Source organism: Leptothermofonsia sp. ETS-13 (assembly GCF_049200465.1).
GTDB lineage: Bacteria > Cyanobacteriota > Cyanobacteriia > Leptolyngbyales > Leptolyngbyaceae > Leptothermofonsia.
On the sequence record NZ_CP120836.1, the window covers coordinates 954,462 to 975,229 of the forward strand.

Below are 20,768 nucleotides of genomic sequence, written 5' to 3' on the forward strand. Positions count from 1 at the left end.
ACACTGAAACCTGAACTATCAGAGTCTCCAAAAGCCTTGTCCTGTCAGGATTTTCCACAATAAAACGAGAGGACAGGGGGTCTGGCTGATCCGCGGATTGTGGAGGCAGGTAACGTTTCTATCAGAAAAAACGGTGTTGCTGAATTTAGGTATGAAATAGGTACTGTATGCTCGAAATTTCGCTTCGATTCATACTAATTTTCAGCAATGCCTAAGGACTACCGCTATAGTTACTGGACTTATGCCATTGTCCACTAGTAGCTTTGTAAGCTTGTCGATCGCCCACTGTCACGGAACAATCAAAACAGAACCTTTACCTGAATGAAACCCATTGGTGAACTTTTATCCTTCCAATCCAAACACTGATCCCTTTCCGACTGATCCCTTTCCGGTTGATGGGAAAGGGCCTCCTCACTTCATGCTGAAAGAAATTTACGAACAGCCGGAAGTGCTGCAAACTTGCCTATCTCATTACCTTTCAGAGGATCATCCTCTGTCTAGTTCCTCTGCTTATTCGTTTATTCCCTCGAACCTGAGTCAAATTCATATCCTCGGTAGTGGTACCAGTCGCCATGCCGGTCTGGTGGCCCAGTACTGGCTAGAGCAAGTTGCAGGCATTCCTACTCGTGTGCGATCGGCATCAGAGTTTTTATCTGCTCCCCTGCCTTTGGTTGCCAACACTCTTACTATTGCCATTACCCAATCGGGAGAAACCAGCGATACCCTAGCTGCTGCCCGCCAGCAGAAAAATTATTCTCGTCTGGCCGATACGTCCACCTGTCAACTGATTGGAATTACAAATCAGTCTGAGAGTTCACTGGCAAGAACGGTAGATCATATTCTGCCAATTCTGGCGGGAAATGAAATCGGCGTTGCAGCAACCAAAACATTTACAACACAACTTGCCGTACTGGCTTGCCTGACAGTTCATCTGGCTCATTGTTTCAAAACGATTAGCCAGGAGCGATCGCATCAGCTAATTACTGAGTTGCAATACTTACCAGCAAAGATTGCATCTGTGCTTGAACAGCAGCAAGATATCATCCAGGAAATAGCCCAAAAACTGGCACTGGCTAAGCATTGTATTGTGTTAGGGCAGGGAGTAAACCGGGCAATCGCCCTGGAAGGTGCCCTCAAGCTGAAGGAAACCACCTACATTCATGCAGAAGGTTACGCGGCGGGCGAGTTTCTCCACGGCCCTGTTGCCCTGCTGGAACCCAACATTCCAGTGATTGCAATCGTAATGCCTGATCAAAGTTATGAGCAAGTGATAAACACTGTACGAAAAGTCAAGTTTCATAATGTCCCTGTGATTGGAATTACAGCAACTACCATTCCATCAGCAGCTCTACAAATACTGGATCATCAAATCACTCTGCCGACAACCGATGAGCTTTTGTCACCCTTTTTGACGATCGTTCCCCTACAACTACTGGCATACTACACCGCAGTCCAGCGAGGCTTAGACGTAGATCGCCCTAGAAATATTACCAAAACACTGGTGGTACCTGAATCATAGGGATTGCGGTTCTTGTATAGCGTTCACAAATAGTTTGTGAACAAGGGGGGTAGGAGCTTCGCCCCCACACCCCCTTGAAGGCCAATGTCCTAAGCAACCTGGCAGCAGCTATAGCATTTGATTGGATGTCATAGGAGATGAAGGCAGGGGCAATTCTAGACCCAACAGAAACGTATCGCTATTCCCTCTGGCGAGAGTGGAACTTCCGTGCACCCAGGGTTGGCTTTGTGATGTTAAACCCCAGTCGAGCAGACGCCTATGTTGATGATCCAACAATTCGAAGGTGTATTGGCTTTGCGCGTTCCTGGGGGTTTGGCGGGCTGGAAGTCGTTAATTTGTTTGCATACCGGACCGCAAACCCTTTCGAGTTGAGCCACATAGCCGATCCGGTAGGGACGGAAAATGATGCTTATCTGGCTGCACTAGGAAATCGAGTTGGGAAAATTGTTGTGGCCTGGGGAAATTGGGGTAGATTGCAGGGACGCGATCGCACTGTTATCTCCTTATTTACAACCCATACTCCTGTTTACTGCCTGGGAATCACCAAGGCCGGTCATCCCCGCCATCCCCTCTATCTCAAAGGCGATGTATTGCCAATTCAATGGACTTTTGAATAATTAAGTAACTGGACAAAATTAAATTGAACATAGATTTAAAGCATAGATTCGAGTGGAGAGGTGAAACCCCTTGCTTGGGGGCACGGCCCCCACTCCCCTCTTATAAATTAATGATGACTATCTACTTATTATTTAGGAGAGTTTTGAGTTTTGAGTTTTGAATTCATTCCTGCTTCTCCTGCTGGGCCGAAGATAGGAGTGGGGTCAAGCTCTGTAATTTGTTTGAACTGTTCAGGGGTGATCGCGCTCACAATTTCCTGCCTTTCCCAGTTTTTTAGCTGTTCATGGACTTTCGTAAGGAATTTCCAACCTTTGACCATTGGCACCCTCAGCCAGTGATCAACTAATGTTTCAACTAACGCCAGTTCAATCAACGGTGAAGGGTAGACTCGCAACAAGTCTTCCAGATACTGATTGAATACTTCTGATTCATTCCCTTCCAATTGATAGCTGCTGATAATATGTTTGACGCGCTGGCGGTTCAATTGCTCTCTCAGTTTCATGAGACCTCATTTGGAGTAGGGTTCTTCCGGCTTACTAGTGAAAGAAGTGAAAGAGTAGTGCAAGATAACTGGAGATTACCTCCTCTCCTAAGAGTCCATCCTACTCAGTAAGTAGCGAGGCGCAATTAAATTAAGAATAATTTTGAAGAATAATTTTGGGGGGTGGAGGGGTGAAACTCATTGCCTGGAGGCGCAACCCCCACTCCCCCCTTTACAATTAAGGATGGCTACCTACTGACTGTCTAAAGCGAGTAAAGAATTCGATATAGACAACAATCAATACCGATTCCTGCACGGTCTGTATCACTGCGCTATCTTTTTGGACAAACGCCTGTGTACTATTGATAAGTGGCATTTTTACCATTTGTTGTCCAGCAGGTGTCTCAAGCATGACCGCAATCTCTCCCAATCCCTCATCCGTCAACATTCCAGCGTTTTGTGAGGGGATTCAATACTTTAGTGAGTCACTTCCTGGTTTTGAGACCTATGGCAAATCTCCGGTGATTGCTGAGGGGAAGACTGCGATCGCCGACCCCACAGACCCTTCTGCCGCTTACCAGACCCTCCTCTATGCCGATGCTCTGCGCTACCTGATCCTGCAAATGACGGCCAGTAAGGCATCGGGACACCCCGGTGGGTTTGCCAGCCAGGCGGAGGCATACGCAGCGCTGGTCATGCTGGGCTATAAAAACATCATCACAGAGGTCGGACACCACGCACCGGGTTTCTACGCCGCCATGTTTCTGGACCGATCGCTAGAAGATATGGGCATTGAAACCGTCCAGCAATTGCGCGATCGCTTCCGTGAGCGGCACGGCTTACTCGGTCATCTCTCTGGGCAAATTCCCGGTTTGCTGGCTCCAGCCGGTCCATTGGGACAGGGACAACACTTTGCAATGTCTGCCGCCCTCCTGCATCGCAACATTCTCTTTCCCTTCACCATAGGGGATGGCGGCTTTGGTGAACCCTACGTCATGAGTTCCTTCGGACATTTCCACACCGCCTATCCCGATGTCACTAATTTTCTGCCCATCCTCGTCTGGAATGGCTATTCCCAGGAACACCACAGTATGGTGTCTACTCAGACTAACGAGCGCATGATGGCTTACTGGCATGCTCATGGGTTTCAGGAAGTTGTGCTGATTGACGCCAAAGATTTTGATGACCAGGGGCAGCCCGGAAACTACGTGGATAGCACTCTGTTTTCTTTAGAACAGCGGATAGAGTTTGTCAGAGCCGTTCTGGTCGGAGTGTATGAGGCGGCTCGCTCTGCGCTCAATGGCAAACTCACGGCCCTGATTATCAAGCAACTCAAGGGGGCAGGCGTTCATGCCAGGGGAGCCAAGTCCCACAATCTCTATGCCCAGCACACACTGGATAATCCAGACATTGTGGCAGCTTTGAAAGCCCGTGCGTTGACTCCAGCCGCATGGGAATTGGTCCGGACGAATTGCGATCGCGCCGCTGGAGGTCCCGCCAGCAAAACCGTTGTCACCGAATCCATCCTTTCCCTCCCTGATTTGGGACCACTCCCGCTGGAAGAATACCCCATTGGTGACGATCCTAAAGTGGCAACCACGGCTATGGGGCGTCTGGTTGGAAAAGTCGGGCAAACAGACCCAGCCTACCTAGTGACCAACGCGGATGGGAACGAGGCGTCTGGCATCGCCAACATTAACCAGGCACTCAAGATCAACCACCCTACCGAAGATGCCCTCTACAATCAAAAGCCCGGTGGGCAGGTCTACGAACCCCTCAGTGAAGATGCCTGTGCCGGACTCGCCGCCGGACTTGCCCTCATGGGTTCCCGTACCCTCTGGTGTTCCTATGAGTCCTTTGCTATCAACGGTTTACCCATCTGGCAAACCGTCACCCAGGCAATGGCAGAATTGCGCCGCCCCACCCCCTCCACCATCACCCTGTTTACCGCTGGTGCTCTGGAGCAGGGACGCAACGGCTGGACTCACCAGCGACCAGAAATTGAGGCATACTTTGCCGCCATGATGCGCAACGGCAATGTGTTTCCCCTCTTTCCCACCGATGCCAACAGCATTCAGGTTTGCTACGAATGGGCATTGAGTACTAAAAATAAGGGAATTGTCATCACGGCTAGCAAGTCTCCCTTACCCATCCATACCACCTTTGAACAAACACGCCAGGCATTGCAGGATGGGGCCATCATTCTGCAAGAAAGCAAAAGTACGGAAAGCGAGAACGTCAAACGGGTCGTATTTGCAGTTGTGGGAGACATGATCTTGAATCCTGTTCTGGAAGCCGCTTCTCATCTGGAAGCAGAAGGCTTATCTGTGCGGGTTGTGTCCGTGGTGAGCCCGCGTCGCCTCTACCGTCCTTCGGATGTGGCCTGGGATACCTGTGCCGAACCGGATGCCCAATTCCTCAGCGATAAGGGGTTTGAAGCGTTGTTCGGAGGCGATGCGCTGCTTGGTGTAACCGGGGGAGCCAGTCTGATGCTGGAACCGGTGATGTTGCGCAGTAATGCCAGACGAGATACCTTTGCCTGGAAGCGGGGTGAAACAACCGCCAATCCCGGTGAGTTGATGGCGTTTAACGGCATTACGGCTGAAGCGCTGGCAAAGCGGGCACTGGAGTTAGTGCACTGACTTCAGATTCCATCAAGACTTATACCAAGTCAATATGAGGATGCGTAGAATCAGAACCCTCTGTAATCCCTTCTAGTAAGAGAGACGGCGACAGCCGGGGGTTGATAATGTACAGCTTCATAAAACATTGGTATTACGCATTTTTGACCAGAACCTCCAGGTTTTAAGCCCCTGCGCTAATGTTTGTGTTTCATTTTTAGCTCTAAAGCTGTTGCCAGGTTGCTTAGGACATTGGCTTTAAGAGGGTGTGGGGGCTGCGCCCCCAGCCAGAGGTTCCACCCCTGCCCTGTCCTAAGCCTGGTGGCTATAGCTATAGTGGTCCTAAATCATTCGTGAAATGAAAAGGCTTTGTGAAAGGGGATTTCTGCGGAGTCTCTTTTCACAATCCAGATAGGATCGCTATAGAAACTCCAGTTTTATAGAAACTCCAGTTTTGCGTAAGTTCTATTCCACGTTGATTCACACCCTTCCCCAAAAGTTTATTCAACTGTGCTGAAATCAAATTTATCGTACAGATCTGTGAGGGAAATGGTAAAGGGAACTGAAGCGATAAATCTTACTTCTGGCTCCTGGCTTTTGGCTTCTCAAATCCTTAATCTTGGGAAGGTTTCAGTTTTATCCCGCATCGTTCCAGTTTTGAATTCCAAAACTTAAAATCCCCGACTCCTTAAAGGATTCGGGGATCTAAAGGATTCGGGGATCTGGATTAACACCGGACTATTACCTGGACTTACTTGTCACCTTCAATAGCTGTCTTAGAAGCGGTTCCAGTTAGAGATTGACCATAGCCCTTCTCAGCAAAGTAACCATTCAGCAGAGTGCTGGTAAAGGATAGCACGACAGGGCCTAGCAGAAATGCCAGCCAGCCGTAAACGCTAAACCCAGGCACCACCAATGAAGCTAACCAGAAGCAGATACCGTTTACAACCAGAGAGAAGGCTCCCAGTGTTAGAAAATTAACCGGCATCGAAAGGGTGGACAGAACAGGTTTGATGGTAACATTAACCAGTCCGATCGCCAGTGCCGCTATGATTGCTGCTGGAAATGTAGCAAGATTAACTCCCGGAACAACCAGATCAACCACCAGCAAACTTAAGGCGGTAACCAGTGTCGTCAAAAAGAATCCCAACATGGGTCTCCTCCCTTACAAAACAATAAAGTGATTTCAACGTGCGAACGCGATCGTATGCAGGCATCTAAACCGTTCCCTGACCCAGTTTTTCCTCATGCTTGGCAAATGACCACACTGCATGAATACTGCCGGGAACCCAACCTAACAGCGTAAGCAGAATATTGATGAGCAAGGTTGGACCAAACCCATAGGTCAAGAACACACCAACAGGTGGTAAGAAGATAGCGAGTAGAAGACGGACGAATTTCATAGGTTTTTCTCCCCTTTTAGACTTGACTGAACACAAATACTGACTGTTTCAACCCAATGTAGTAGGTGCTGCAACAAGAAACTTGCTAAATAGTTTCATTCCAAAACATCTGCTGCATCAATAAACTCCGTTCAGATATTAAATCGCTGCCTGAAGAAGTGGATACCTTACAATTTCGGATCATTTCGAGTATTGCAGGTAGTCATTCGCAAGCAAATCTATCAGTGGAGCGATTGGTAGGACTAAACCAGCCAGGATAGCTATCTCTTGAAGGCAGTCTCATTTGTCCTGAGTGGTATCAGTTATTTTTATCAGTTACTTTAAAGAACTGCCTCAGACGTTGCCTGCCTAAAGCTTAGAGGCAGTTGATTGCAACATCTCCCTTAGCCGCTGCCGAATTTGTTGCTGCTTTCCCAACAACGTTTGTTTAATTTCAACAAACTTGCTTTCCAACTCGGCTTGTTTCTCTTCGCTAAGAGAACCATACCAGCCTCTGGCTTTTTCGGTCAGACGCTGTTTTGCTGTGGCAAGACGCTCACTAAATCTGGCCGTAAGTTTGCTATCTAGTTCGGCCAGTTTCTTCCCTAACCAGGTAAACTGCTCCTTCAGCTTTTCCTTTTCTGCACCCGCATCAAAGGGATTAGCAAAGCTTTCTTTAGCGTCTTTGCCCTTCTCCTTCAACTCTTCAACGGTGACAGAAATGGCATTTTGGGCGATCGCCCGAATCTCACCGGAGCCTTCCTTCACTTCAAAAACTGCCTGCGAAAAAGCCTCCCGCACAATTTCCTGTACCCGCTCTGCTCGCATCCTTTCCTGATTTTTAACCTTCTCAAACTCAGTCACAATACGGTCTTTTACAGAAAGAACCTCAGCCATCATTCTCCCTCCAAAGGACGTTACAGAATTACAAACGTAAAAACTACAGACGACAGGCAACAAGGTGGTGGATCAAGCACTCACCTCGACCTGCTTTTCCTTCCGTGCTCTGCGTTGCTCAAGCACAACCTGAGAAAGCTCAGTCACCAGCAGCGTGGCAATCACCCCATCATCAAGCCATCCCACAACTGGAATCAAATCCGTAACGAGATCAACAGGACTCAAAAGATAGAGCAAGCTACCAGCAACAACCAACCAACGATATTTTGAATTTCTAAGAATCGTGCGGTACAGCTTGTAAAGCGGTTGAATCAGAAATTTCATTTGGGTTGCCCTCCGACTACAAGTTCATCGTTGCAGATTTATCGTGAAACCTCCGGTGTGGAAAACCCGTGCTTTTGTCGTAACAGTCCCACTCTAAGTAGGGATGCCCGATCCAGTCGTGGGGAAAACCGCGCGTCAGTAAGGGGAAAGGCAGAAGACAGAAGATAGAAGGAGTGGATGAGTAATGGAGTGACGAAGAGGTCGATGGGTTGATGAATGGAACGTTAGGGTTGGTCTAGTTTCGGGTATCTTTAGGCTTAGCCAACGGTGTGAACTAGGATCTCTTTCCAATGGATACTGAAGCCTCTGATTTGCAGGATAAAATTCATCAGCAATTTGATTGGCATACCTGTCCCTGGTATCCCCTGGAACATTCACCTAAAGGAGACGCCAACGCGCTATTTATCCATAACCTGGTTACTCCTTACTATTTGAGAAACCAGAATGTGATTGATACAACGGATAAGATAATCCTAGATGTTGAATGTGACAATGGATACACTTCCTTAATCCTGGCTGAGGCAAATCCTGGAGCGACTATTGTTGGAATTGATTTATCAGAGGCTTCTATTCAGACGGCCCGTGAGCGTTTGAAGTACCATCAATTTAAGAATGTTGAATTTCACGTCCTGTCCATTTACGATGTTCAAACGTTGGGTTTAACCTTTGATTACATTAACTGCGATGAAACGCTTTACCTCTTACCCAATCTCCATCAAGCGCTTCAGGTATTGAAATCGGTGCTTAAACCAGAAGGAATTATTCGGGGAAACCTGCATAGTTTGTATACAGAAGCCCATACTTTTAGAGCCCAAAAGCTCTTCAAACTTATGGGACTGATGGATTCAAACCCAGAGGAAACTGAAATTGAAACGGCTTTACAAACCATTCAATCATTGAAAGATGATGTTCCGCTCAAAGCTTCTACCTGGAGTTCTAAGTTTGAGGGAAAGGGGCGTTATAGTGCAGCACTCGCCAGCTTCTTGCAGCAAGAAGATAAAGGCTTCACTATTCCCGATTTGTTTGCAGCACTGAGAGTGGCTGACCTGGAATTTATCAGTATGGTGAACTGGCGGCTGTGGGAACCGCTCGATCTGTTTCAAGATCCAGAAAATTTACCCCTATTTTGGGCAATGAATTTGCCAGATCTGCCAGATGAGTTGCGGCTACATGTTTTTGAGTTAATGTGTCCAGTCCATCGGTTGCTTGATTTCTGGTGTGGACATCCCAATGCGGCAAAATCTGCTACTCCTGTTCAGCAGTGGCAAATGTCTGAGTGGCAAAAGGCTAAGGTGCATTTGCATCCACAATTAGTCACGAAAAGTGTCTGGGAAGACCTCGTTCGTAGCATTAATGATCACAGTTTGTTCACAATCAGCCAGCACCTTTCTGCACCAATCATGGCTCCCGTTACGTTGAACTCTTTTATGGCGACTTGCTTATTGCCACTATGGGAAGGACCCCAACCCATTCAGGCGTTGGTGAGCCGCTGGCTTACCGTTCAACCTTTAGACCCTATTACTTTGGAACCCAGAATTGAAGTGCAGGCATTTGAGGAAATTAAAAGTTTGCTGACATATTTAGAGACCTACCTTTACGTGTTGTTAGAGTTGCCTGCTTAATTTATGAATACCCCAACCTCTGAGGACTTAGAAAAAATTCGCCTCCAGTTTGATCGGGCTCCCTACCCTGGATACCCCATTGACCAATCTCCAGAGGGAAATGCCAGTCTACTATTTATCCACAATTTGATCACGCCATTTTATCTGAGGAACCAGCAAATTCCTGATGTCAGCAAGGCCACTATTCTGGATGCGGGCTGTGGTAATGGTTACACAGCGTTGGCACTGGCGATCGCCAATCCCGGTGCAAGGATTGTTGGGGTAGATTTGTCAGATACCTCAATTCAAATGGCGCGGCAGCGAATGCAACACTTTGGCGTGAGCAATGCAGAATTTCATACGCTGTCAATTGAACAGGTGCCTTCGTTGGGGATGGAATTTGACTACATCAACTGTGATGAAGTGTTGTATCTGGTGCCCGACTTGAAACTGGCATTGCGATCGCTCCAATCCGTTCTCAAACCCCAAGGAATTCTACGGGGAAATCTGCATAGCCTGTACCAACGAGGCAACTTCTTTCGGGCACAACAACTTTTCAAATTGATGGGCTTGATGGATTCTAATCCCGGTGACACGGAAGTGGCGATCGCATTACAAACGATACAGGCGTTAAAAGATGACGTTCCCCTCAAATCCCAAACCTGGAACTCAGAATTTGAAGGAGCTGCCGCCCACGGCAAAGCTGTAACTAACTACCTGCTGCAAGGAGACAAAGGTTTCACCATTCCCGATCTGTTCGCCGCTCTAAAAACGGCTGATCTGGAATTCATCAGCATGGTGAAGTGGCAGTTATGGGATCTGATGGAACTGTTCAAAGACCCTCAACATCTGCCGCCATTCTGGCAAACTAATTTGCCCCATCTTTCAATCGAAACCCGTCTCCACATGTTTGAGCTGATGTATCCCGCTCACCGACTGCTTGACTTTTGGTGTGGCCATCCGGGACAGGCGAACTCTTTCATTCCTCCCCAACAGTGGCAAACCGGTGACTGGCAAAATGCAGTGGTACATCTTCATCCCCAGCTTAGAACGACGACAGTACGGGAGGATTTAATCCACTGTATACGACAGCGAAGCCCCTTCAGCATCAGTCGCTATCTATCTGCCTTAACACTTAAACCAGTTCGCTTATCCCCTCTTATAGCTGCTTGCCTACTACCACTTTGGGATGGAGCACAGCCTGTAATGGCACTGGTCGAACGGCTACTCAAGATCAAACCTCTACACCCCGTTACCCTGGAGCCAATGACAGCAGAAATGGCCCTGAACGAAATCATCAAAACCTTGACCAGTTTAGAGGCATTCCTCTACGTGCTTCTGACTCCTGACTCCTGACTTCTTAGTACACCTAAGTCTTAGTACACCTAAGTAAGTAGCCACCATTAATTGTAAAGGGGGGAGTGGGGGCTGCGCCCCCAGGCAGGGGATTTCACCCCCTCCACCGCCGAAATTATCCTTCATTTAATTGCGCCTGGTACAGCACGGCGGGAATACGGATACCATTCTGGCTCCCTCCGACTCCCCACTCCCCAACCCAATAGTTAGTGGACTGATGCCATCGTCCACTGGCTACTTACTTGTACCCAACTGCCCAAATATTCAGATTTCCCTTCTGAATATCGACTTTGCTAAAGCCTGCCTGTTTCAGCTTTTGGCTCAAACTTTCGCTGGTAAAGGCTGTGCGGTGTGCCATAAAGTGGTTACCTCCAGCGATCGCCGTTCTTAACCCATACAAAATATCGATCGCAGAAATCGGTCCTGCGGGAGATTCGTACAGCGGTTCCTCTAAATTTCCCTTTGCCACGTGTTCTGCCACTTCCTGAATATCTGGGACACTAATTAACACGCGTCCACCAGGCTTTAAAACTCGGTAAAATTCTCCTAGGGCAATTGGAACTTCGTGGGCATAAACATGCTCCAAATTGTGAGAAGAGTAGACCGCATCCATTGACTCGTCGGGTACTGCACTCAAGTCAGTAATTGAGCCCACAATATCGGGTTGCACTGCCGGGTTGAGATCGAGCCGAACTTCACGCCATTCGGGTGTGCGAAATGGCCTTGGCAGTGCTTCGGGATCATAGGGGCCGCACCCTACATGAAGAATCAATTTGGCCGCTGTTGTTTGCATGTTCAACCATTCCTGGGAAGTATTTTCTTGTTGTGATAACCGTTCCTGTATGGTTTGCCGATAAAACTGTTCCAGCCCAGCAACACAGGCAACATCTTCAAACAGGTTTGGGTGGCACTCACACATTCGTTGCGAAATTACCCGTCTCCAATCGGGTTCCAACCCCAGTTTGACGGCAATATCAATGTATTCAGCTTCGGTTTGGGCAATGGTATCAGTAACTCCCAGCATGCGCAGAATACCAGCGGACTGGCGACCTCGCATTAGTTCACCAGGGCAGCACACAACCGGGAGACCAGCAGCGATCGCTTCCAGCGTTGTGTGCCCCCCCGAGAAACCAAGCGTATCCAGGAAGATATCCGTGCAGGCCAGCAGACTGGTATACCCTTGAAAATCTTGACCCGGCAGAAATACGCAGTAATCTTCCATCCTTAATCCAGCACTAGCAAAGGCACGCTGCAAACGCTGGCGAAACTGCTGCATTAATCGAGGGGTCACACTATTCTTTGAAGTGGACCGCAGCACAAACACGATTTGAGCATCAGGCACCCGACGCGCAATCTCAACCAGTAAATAATCATGCTGGGGTAGATACTTAAACAGTAATTGACAGGAAAGATACAACACCGCATCTTCCCGCAACCCAAAATCGACTCGTTTTTTGGTGGCTTCAGGAAACACGGGTTTAGGGTAGCAGAGCCCAATATTAGGTAAACGTACCAACTGTTCACTGTAGTGTTCCTGGGCGTTGTCGGGTTCCATCAATTCACTGGACAGGAAGTAGTCAATAGTTGGAAGTCCAGAAGTAACTGGATGCCCCCAAGCACTACACTGTACGGGTGCTAAGCGCAGGGACGCGATCGTCCCGATCTTCACGCGGGTTCCCAGAGCCAGAAACACCAGAATATGAAGCTGGTCGGTACGAATTTGTTCGCAAATCCGATTCAGATCGTTTGGCAATTGATGAAAGACATCACTCAACAACCGGAACTGCTCGGTTCGCAAATCAGTGTTTGCATCAATGCTGTAACAATAAATTTCAAACTGACTGCGATCGTGATTCTTGAGCCAGCCCACGGCCCAGCGGGTTTCGCTGTTATTTCCTAAAGATTCAGCAATATAGCCAATTCGAATTTTGCCGTTCTTAACTACAGGAGGCATCGGTACTGGCTCCACCAGGGCTGGATAACGTTCTGCCATCAGCCAGTATCGTAGATTACCGTGAATCATGTGAATTGAGCGATCATTAAATCCCTGGTAGGAAATATAGAAGTTTGTAAAGTTTTCCAGAGCCTGGAAGTTAATCGGCTTTCCCTGGCTGCGAGCTGCTTCGACCTGGCGATTCAAGCGATCGCAGCCATCCAGGTAACGCTGTCGATAGAAAGCAATCTCCTCAGCCGTCTGGTACAGTATGGGCAGAACTAGATTGGGCAAAATTTGTAGGAAAGCGTCCTCAGGACTTAGCTGAGCGGCCCTTTGAGCACACTGAATCACTTGCTCGGTCAATCCGCACTGGAAGTAGCTGTTATACAAAACAAGGCACTGGTTATAGGTTTCCAACTGATCAATGGAGAAGTGTGTTTGAAACTGTTCGATCGCCTCCTCATGCCGATCCTGAAAGTAAAGCAAATAAACTCGACAGAAGTTGGCTCGTTTGAAATCACCTTCGGTTTCATAAGCGCTGACTAGCCGTTGCCAGATATCCGAATTTTGCCCGTTCAGGTTGATGGCCTTGCGATATTCAGCAATGGCGGCTTGCCCTTGCTCCTGCTTCATCAGCACGTCGCCCAAATTGACATAGCTGGTACTCCAGTCCGGTGCTGCCGCGATCGCCTGCCGAAATAGTTTCTCAGCTTCATCAAAGGCTCCCTGGCGTAACCGCAACTCTCCCAGGCTGTTGAGTGCATTCGAGTAATTCGGATTCAATGCGATCGCCTGCCGGTAAGCCTCTGCAGCTTCGTCAATCTGCTCTGTCCGCTCCAGAGCCTGCCCCAAAATCTGGTAGGACACCGAATTGTGAGGACTTAAATTAAGCGCAGTCCGTAGTGCATCGAGAGCCGCCCTATCTTGACCAATCAGATAGCGGACCATCCCTAAATTCTGCCAGACTTCAGCATTACTCCTGTCGTAAAGGAGTACTTTTTGATACACCTCCTCTGCTGCTTCCAATCGCCCCTCAACTACCAGTTGGGCTGCTTCATTTCGCAAACTTTCCAGCTTTGTAAATTGCAGGTGCTGTTCTAGGGAGAAAATTGTGTGAATTACACCTGCCTCCTGCCGTTGGAACCCAGGAACGATCTCGTTCGAAGAAACCGTCATATCCCAACCCACAAGCAATAGGCCACTGCCAAAGGCAGAATGCCCCCCCTGTTTTGTCAGATCCAACAACAACTGTGCCTGGGGATAGGCAGTCAAAAAATCCCAGGCGGCCTGCCGCACCATCCCCAACTCCGCCTGAGCCAGAATGATCAGCGCCCGTTCTGCCAGAAATGGTTTTGCCAGCATCAGGGCCAGGAACTGGGAGCGATAATCCGATGCACCGTTGTAAAAATAAACACCTATTCGATCATCTAAACCTGTGGCACTCAGGTCAGCAAAAAAGTCTTCGGTGTCCTGAGCGCAAAAAAGAACCTGCTCTTGCAAATTAAAGGTGGTCAAATTCTCTAGCAGGCGATCGACCATTTCTCCCTGCGGGTCTATGCGGGCTGGACTTTCAACCACGTAGGCCATGCGATCGCCATATCCCTGCAAGGCCGCAACAACGTTAGCTCCCGACAAGCAGCCAATCTCGCAGTAAACTTCCCCTGGTGCCATGCAGCCAACTGCTTCATTGAGCAACGACATAATGGCTGCCGTTGTCACAGTCTCAGATTGCACCAATCCAGATTGCGCTAAAAACGACTCCAACTGAGCGGATGTGGGACAAGCCGCAGACATTCCCCAGTTCCGATACAAATCGGGCAAACGGTCGATCAATCGTTGAAAATTCATAGTTCTAAGAGATCGCTCAAATCCATAATTCCCACGAATCGAGCCCCACCCCCTTCATTTGGGTCTAAAAAAATTTTCCCAAGGGTGATATGAAACCGTAGTGAGAGGGGTACGTTACATCCAGGAGTTAGAACCAAGTACCCCGCATCTTAAAGGAGAAACCTCTCATGAAATCTGAATTCAAAGCTAAGTTCATCCAGCACCTGGCTCAGAAGAAAAAGCCAGAAGAAGGCTTCACTCTGATTGAGCTGCTGGTGGTTATCATCATCATTGGTATTCTGGCTGCAATCGCTCTGCCCTCCTTCCTGAATCAGGCAAACAAGGCTAAGGAATCTGAGTCCAAGCAATACGTTGGTTCTATGAACCGCACCCAGCAAGCTTACTTCCTGGAGAAAAATACCTTTGCCAGCTCAATTTCTCTCCTGGGTCTGGGTATCAACACTGATAGCGTGAACTATACCTACGCTATCGATAATCCAAACAACACCTCTGCTAAAAACCTGTCCTATCCCAAGAACACCAACACCCTACGGGCACACACAGGTGGTGTACAGGTTGCCCTCACCGCTCAGAACGAAGCAACCACTCTGGCTATTCTGTGTCAGAGTTCCAAGCCTACCAATGGTAACCCTAATGGCGTTACATTTGGTGCGGCTAACGCTTCCAATGGTCCTTCCTGCACCAACGACTTCGAGCCTCTGCTCAACTAAAAAGGTTACAATCACCTCCTTCGCAGTGATTTTGGTCTAGAACCTGGCGAGAGTGGGTAGAGTTTCTATCCACTCTCGCTGTTTTGTGGGTGACTCCTGCCATAGTAAGGGATCAGCGTACAAATAAAATCCCAGATTAAACGGGGTGGATGGGTGGATGAAAGTGGAAGGTTATTTCTCAGCGAGTCCCTAAGTATAGCTCTACGCAGGTGCGTTAGGACATTGGAATTAGAAAGGGAGTTGGGGCTTCGCCCCCAGCCAGGGGTTCCACCCCTGCACCCCGTTCTAACCACAATGACTACCGCTGTATTTCTAGTCAATACGGGAACTCTTAAGTAGGTAGCCATCATTAATTGTAAAGGGGGGAGTGGGGGCTGCGCCCACAGGCAAGGGGGGTTCACCCCCTCCACCCCAAAATTATCCTTAATTTAATTGCGTCTGGTAATTGCGTCTGGCTACTTACTTAGAATTCACGATGAACTTACACCATAGCGGCGATGATTGAGGCAACTCCTAGTGAAGTGGTTGGCTGGCGGCAGCAGGCAGAACAATGTTTGCTGGCAGGAAATTATACTCAGGCAGTCGACCTGTACCAGCGGCTAATTGAAGCGGAACCTGAAACCAAAATGCACTGCTGGTATCTGGGGTTGGCATTGCTTTTGCAGGAGCAGGAGGCTGAGGCCCAAACGGTATGGATGCTGGCAATGGTGGAGGGAGACACCAGCCAGGTGCAGCAATGGACAGCAGAATTGGTTTCTGTTTTAAGTGCTGAGGTTGAGCGACGGGAAGGAGCTGGTGATTATTCAATGGCCTGGGCTATTCGCCAACACATCCGGGAAATTGCTCCAGGGAATTTAACCAATTTGCTCCATCTGGTGCAGCTTTCAATTGAGTTGGGTACTTTTTCCGTCGAAAACCTGGCTGATCTGGGGGTGATTCCCCTAATGCATGGGACCGCAACCAGAGATGCGGTAGATTCTGAGTTGCTTTTACAGACCTTAAAGCGCCTTCTCGCCATTGCTCCCCTGGAACCGATTACCCTGGATTTTGCAACCGCCTGTCTGAAGCACAGTTCCCAAGTTCTGGAGTTTGTGTTGGTGCTGATGCACCGGGCGATCGAAATTGCCAATAATATGGGGCAACCGCTGGTGGCGGTTGATTACGCAAAACGATGCCTGGAGGTGCTGCCAAACAATTTATCGATTCTGGGCCACCTGTCGCACTTCTACCAGAATGCCAATCGGCACGCAGAAGGGATTGAGGCTGCGCGGCAGTATTGCACGATCGCCCGCGCATTGCCCGATCAGGTGTTTGGGGCATTTGTGATGCTGCGATCGCTGCTGCGGGCAGGGGGCTACTGGGATAGTATTTTCCCGATTTTTGAACATCAAGATACCTTAATTGAAGACCTGGTCAATACTCAGGTAGAGCCGCTCGACCAGGCGACGGTTTTTCAATTGACGACCTCCACCTTCTGCCAGCCCTACATCCGCGACTCACTGGTAAAAAATCGGTTGAACCAGAACCGTTTGATGAGGGTGTGTCAGTTCAGTGTGCAAACCTATTCCAGGGAACTGGTTGATCGCTTCCAACAGGGTTTTGCCACTCGCTCTGCCCGTCGCGATAGAACGCGCCCCCTCCGAATTGGCTATGTTTCCCACTGTATGAGGCGGCATTCCGTTGGCTGGCTCAGCCGCTGGTTGTTTAACTACCACGACCGGGAGCGGTTTCATCTCTACGGCTACTTCTGGAATTCTCAGGAGCCTGTGACAGATAGCTTGCAGCGCTGGTTTATGGAACGGGTGCACCACTCACGGATTCTGGGACGAGATAGTCAGGAAATTGCCAGCCGAATTTTTGAAGATGAAATTGACATCCTGGTTGACCTGGATAGTATTACAGCAGACATCATCTGTGAGGTGATGATGCTAAAGCCTGCGCCTGTGCAGGTGACCTGGCTGGGTTGGGATGCCTCTGGAATTCCGGCGATTGATTACTATATCGCCGATCCCTATGTGTTGCCAGATTACGCCGAAAATCACTATTCCGAAAAAATTTGGCGCTTACCCCAGACCTACATTGCAGTCGATGGGTTTGAAGTTGGAGTGCCGACGTTGCGACGCGAAGATTTGAATATCCCAGGCGATGCAGTCATTTACTGGAGTGGGCAAAGTGCCTACAAGCGCCATCCCGATACAGTGCGATCGCAGTTGCAAATCATCAAAGCTGTGCCCAACAGCTACTTCCTGATTAAGGGAATTAACGATGAAGGATCCATTCAGCAGTACTTTTTACAAATGGCCGCGGAAATGGAAGTAGATGTTTCTCGATTGAGATTCTTGCCGGATGTTGCAGAAGAGCAAACCCACCGGGCCAATCTGGGAATTGCCGATGTGGTGCTAGATACCTACCCCTACAACGGAGCAACCACAACGCTAGAAACTTTGTGGATAGGAATTCCAATGGTGACGCGAGTGGGAGAACATTTTTCCAGCCGCAATAGCTACACCATGATGGTTAACGCAGGCATTACAGAAGGTATTGCCTGGACGGATGAAGAATATGTGGAATGGGGCGTGCGCCTTGGGAAAGACCCTCAACTGCGTCAACAGATTGCCTGGAAGCTATGGAAATCTCGTGCAACAGCTCCACTATGGAACGCCAAAGCATTTACCCGACAAATGGAGAATGCTTATGAAAAGATGTGGGAAATGTGCCATTAAAATCGTAATAACTCCAATAATCCGTTTTACATCAATGGGGCGTCAGCTATTGGCGATCGCTCTTCTGGCAATGGCGGTAGGCTGTTCCTCGTCTACTCAGAAGCCTCAGTCGGTAGATTCCAGGAGTATCCAGTCTCAGGCATCCCCTTCAGTCATTCCCAGTCCATCCCCAGAAGCGCTGCCAGCTCCTGTAGCAAAACCCCTCAGAAAGGGAAATCCAAAAGCTGTGGCTCTCAATAACCAGGCCGTTGAAAAGCTTTCCAAAGGCGACCTGAATGGGGCATTGAGTACCTTCAATCGGGCGATCCAGGCCGATGTGCGCCTGGCAGAGGCTTACCTGGGGCGTGGGATCGCTTACTCTGGTTTGCGGAAGCGTCAGGCTGCAATTCAGAATTACAACCAGGCCATTAAACTGGATTCTGGCTTTGCAGCAGCTTACCTCAACCGGGCCGATGAGTACGCCGCAATGGGTCACCGGGAGCAGGCGATCGCCGACTTTAACAAAGCCGCCCAACTCTTCTCACAACAGGGCGATCGGGCAAATGCCCGCCTTGCCCAGACCCGCATCGAAGACCTCAAAACTCCCCCACCCGCTACATCAGTTGCCTCAAATTCCTCTTCCAACAGTGCGCCTGAACCTGTTGCCAGCAGCCCTCAAATGGCTTTGGCGATGCACCTGAGGAAAGGCGGGGCAAAGATGTATGGCACCTACTGGTGTTCGGTTTGCAACTGGCAACGTGAACAGTTTGGTGAAGCAGCCTTCAGCCAGATCACTTATGTAGAATGCGATCCTGGCGGTTCCAATCCTCAGCCTGACCTGTGCAACCAGGCAAACATTGCTGCCTACCCCACATGGGAAATTAATGGTCGCCTTTACCCACCGGGTGGGTATCCTTTACAGGAGCTTGCTAATCTTTCGGGTTATCAAGGTTCTCGTAATTTTGGTGGCTAATTCCCCTGCCATAGCTGACAAAAGTGCTCAAATGACAAAGGATACTAAAAGCCTGTTTCGAGCTTCCCGGCTGACAAAGGTTCTCCTGTTCATGCTGCTTGGTATTGCAGTCGCGCTTACGGTGTTGGGAGTTGAATCCCTCAACCGGGTGGGAACTCTACGGGCCTTCGATCGATTTGTGACTGATTTGGGAAGCCAGTATCGGCAGTGGTTTCAACAGCAGAATCTAACAACGAATTTGCCGCTGTTGCTGGTTCTGTCTTTTGCTGGAGGGCTGGTTGCCAGTATTTCGCCCTGCATTTTGTCTTTGTTGCCCGTCAACCTCAGTTATATTGGCACCCGTGAAATTACCTCTCGGCGTGATGCCTTTTCTAAGGCAGGTTTGTTTGTTTTGGGAGTCGTCACAGTCCTGAGCTTGTTTGGTTTGTTTTCTTCCCTGGCTGCGATCGTGCTGATTCGGTTTCGCGGCTACTTTCATGTCCTGGTTGGAATGATCATTCTGGTCATGGGTTTGAGCCTGGCTGGAATTATTCGCTTACCTCTGCCGCTGCCGCATTTTGTGCAAGTTGTGGAGCCATTGGAAGGGAAGCATCGAAAAAATTCTACTTTATTAGTTGGTATATTAGTTGGTAGAATCCGTGGGCTGCTTGCGGGTCCCTATGGGGTTGGGCTCACTTTTGCGTTAGTAAGTTCGCCCTGCACCAGCCCGGTTATGTTTGCAGTTCTGGCGGCAGGTGCAGCGACGGGTTCTCAAGGATTGGGCGTACTCACAGGCGTACTCACAATGGTTAGTTACGCTCTGGGTTACACCGTAATTATTTTTTTGGCCAGTTTGTTTACCGGCCTAGCCAAACAAACTGGCGGCCTACTAAAACACTCAGAAGCTATTATTCACCTGGCCAGTCTGGCAATGCTGCTGGTTGGTGGTTTTTATGTGGTTGATGGCAGTCGCTGGATTGTCGCCACTCTCAAAATGTAGCAGGAGCCACTGGAAGAGTGATGACTACTGTTTGCAAGCCATCGGGATGGTGCTGGCAGGTTACCTGACCGTTCTGCACTTCAATTTGACGGCAGCAAAGAACGACTTCCGTTGCAAAGTCGCGATCGCCCGGTGATGCAAACCGCTGAGCGGTTACTTGTAAAAAAACTTTACCTGCAACCGATCTCGCTGCCAAAACAACTGGAGAGCCGGGATCGGAATATTTCATGCTCCTTGCCAACAAATCGGTCAAAACTGCTTCAGTCAGTTCCCGGTCTGCCAGAACATGGGGTAACCGTGGATCAATCTCACAAACCAGACGAACAGTGCTTCCCGCTTTTGTGTTTATCAGATGACGGCTAACCGATTCTAATAACGGATAGAGATCGAGGGACTCAAGGCGAACAGAGACTTTGCCAGCTTCTAGTTTTTGCAGCAGCATGGCATCCGCAATCAAGTCACATAGACTACTGACTTCCTGCTGCATAGAATCCAGATGCGGTTGCCAATCGGGACAGCCCTGGGGTGATTCTGTCAGACAACGGAGTTGCTTGACAAATGCTTCGAGCGATCGTCCCACCCTCCGCTCCAAGGATTCAATCACAGATTTTTGAGCGGATAAATATTTTCTAAGCTCAGCATTCTCTGCCTGTATCTGCTGCAAAGAATTCGAGCGAACTTGTGTAGGAGCGCTCTGTTGGGACATAGTGTCCAATAAAGGTAGTTGTTATGCTAATAATCATAATCTTTCTTGTTAAGGAAAGTAACAATTTTTCAGCTTTTTGCTGAGATTTTTGCTTTTTCTTAAGATTTACTCAGAA

Annotated in this window: 16 protein-coding genes; 9 read left to right on the top strand and 7 right to left on the bottom strand. The window is 48.9% G+C overall.

The window, feature by feature from the left end; genetic code table 11:
* Window positions 1-418 precede the first annotated feature (418 nt).
* The gene (locus tag P4D80_RS04385; RefSeq protein WP_421657660.1) at window positions 419-1,519 is read left to right on the top strand and encodes an SIS domain-containing protein; all 1,101 of its coding nucleotides are present in this window, start codon (window positions 419-421) and stop codon (window positions 1,517-1,519) included.
* Window positions 1,520-1,656: 137 nt separating this feature from the next.
* Window positions 1,657-2,136, top strand: coding sequence for a DUF1643 domain-containing protein (locus P4D80_RS04390; protein WP_421657661.1), 480 nt, complete (start codon window positions 1,657-1,659; stop codon window positions 2,134-2,136).
* 128 nt (window positions 2,137-2,264) lie between these two features.
* Here the strand turns inward: P4D80_RS04390 and P4D80_RS04395 are convergent, their stop codons facing one another.
* Window positions 2,265-2,639 (bottom strand): hypothetical protein, encoded by a 375-nt coding sequence (locus P4D80_RS04395; protein WP_421657662.1) that lies wholly within the window; start codon window positions 2,637-2,639, stop codon window positions 2,265-2,267.
* Between the two features lie 389 nt (window positions 2,640-3,028).
* Here P4D80_RS04395 and P4D80_RS04400 point away from each other — a divergent pair, with 389 nt between their 5' ends.
* Window positions 3,029-5,260 (top strand): phosphoketolase, encoded by a 2,232-nt coding sequence (locus P4D80_RS04400; RefSeq protein WP_421657663.1) that lies wholly within the window; start codon window positions 3,029-3,031, stop codon window positions 5,258-5,260.
* A gap of 730 nt (window positions 5,261-5,990) precedes the next feature.
* On the opposite strand, the gene P4D80_RS04405 is transcribed toward P4D80_RS04400, so the two are convergent.
* From P4D80_RS04405 to P4D80_RS04420, 4 genes are all read right to left on the bottom strand, one after another.
* Window positions 5,991-6,392 (bottom strand): phage holin family protein, encoded by a 402-nt coding sequence (locus tag P4D80_RS04405; protein WP_421657664.1) that lies wholly within the window; start codon window positions 6,390-6,392, stop codon window positions 5,991-5,993.
* Between the two features lie 64 nt (window positions 6,393-6,456).
* Window positions 6,457-6,642, bottom strand: a complete 186-nt coding sequence (locus P4D80_RS04410) for a YqaE/Pmp3 family membrane protein (protein ID WP_421657665.1) — start codon at window positions 6,640-6,642, stop codon at window positions 6,457-6,459.
* A 348-nt stretch (window positions 6,643-6,990) separates the two neighbouring features.
* Window positions 6,991-7,521, bottom strand: coding sequence for a hypothetical protein (locus P4D80_RS04415; protein WP_421657666.1), 531 nt, complete (start codon window positions 7,519-7,521; stop codon window positions 6,991-6,993).
* A 69-nt stretch (window positions 7,522-7,590) separates the two neighbouring features.
* On the bottom strand, window positions 7,591-7,842 hold the full coding sequence (locus tag P4D80_RS04420) for a YkvA family protein (RefSeq protein ID WP_421657668.1): 252 nt from the start codon (window positions 7,840-7,842) through the stop codon (window positions 7,591-7,593).
* Between the two features lie 290 nt (window positions 7,843-8,132).
* Between P4D80_RS04420 and P4D80_RS04425 the strand changes: the two genes are divergently transcribed.
* On the top strand, window positions 8,133-9,464 hold the full coding sequence (locus P4D80_RS04425) for a class I SAM-dependent methyltransferase (protein WP_421657669.1): 1,332 nt from the start codon (window positions 8,133-8,135) through the stop codon (window positions 9,462-9,464).
* 3 nt (window positions 9,465-9,467) lie between these two features.
* The gene (locus P4D80_RS04430) at window positions 9,468-10,799 is read left to right on the top strand and encodes a class I SAM-dependent methyltransferase (protein ID WP_421657670.1); all 1,332 of its coding nucleotides are present in this window, start codon (window positions 9,468-9,470) and stop codon (window positions 10,797-10,799) included.
* A gap of 238 nt (window positions 10,800-11,037) precedes the next feature.
* Here the strand turns inward: P4D80_RS04430 and P4D80_RS04435 are convergent, their stop codons facing one another.
* Entirely contained in the window at window positions 11,038-14,583 is a 3,546-nt protein-coding gene (locus P4D80_RS04435; protein WP_421657671.1) for a tetratricopeptide repeat protein, read from the bottom strand.
* Between the two features lie 167 nt (window positions 14,584-14,750).
* On the opposite strand from P4D80_RS04435, the gene P4D80_RS04440 reads away from it, so the two are divergent.
* The 4 genes from P4D80_RS04440 (at window position 14,751) to P4D80_RS04455 (ending at window position 19,947) form a co-directional block, all read left to right on the top strand.
* Complete coding sequence (locus P4D80_RS04440) at window positions 14,751-15,293, top strand: type IV pilin-like G/H family protein (protein WP_421657672.1); 543 nt, start codon at window positions 14,751-14,753, stop codon at window positions 15,291-15,293.
* A 497-nt stretch (window positions 15,294-15,790) separates the two neighbouring features.
* Entirely contained in the window at window positions 15,791-18,016 is a 2,226-nt protein-coding gene (locus tag P4D80_RS04445) for an O-linked N-acetylglucosamine transferase, SPINDLY family protein (protein WP_421657673.1), read from the top strand.
* A gap of 34 nt (window positions 18,017-18,050) precedes the next feature.
* On the top strand, window positions 18,051-18,968 hold the full coding sequence (locus P4D80_RS04450) for a hypothetical protein (RefSeq protein WP_421657675.1): 918 nt from the start codon (window positions 18,051-18,053) through the stop codon (window positions 18,966-18,968).
* Between the two features lie 31 nt (window positions 18,969-18,999).
* Window positions 19,000-19,947: a cytochrome c biogenesis protein CcdA gene (locus P4D80_RS04455; RefSeq protein WP_421657676.1), complete on the top strand. Its 948-nt coding sequence runs from the start codon at window positions 19,000-19,002 to the stop codon at window positions 19,945-19,947.
* On the opposite strand, the gene P4D80_RS04460 is transcribed toward P4D80_RS04455, so the two are convergent.
* A complete protein-coding gene (locus tag P4D80_RS04460) occupies window positions 19,937-20,551 on the bottom strand; it encodes a sensor histidine kinase (RefSeq protein WP_421657677.1) in 615 nt (204 codons plus the stop codon). The two genes, P4D80_RS04455 and P4D80_RS04460, sit on opposite strands and share 11 nt — an antisense overlap.
* Between the last annotated feature and the right edge of the window lie 217 nt (window positions 20,552-20,768).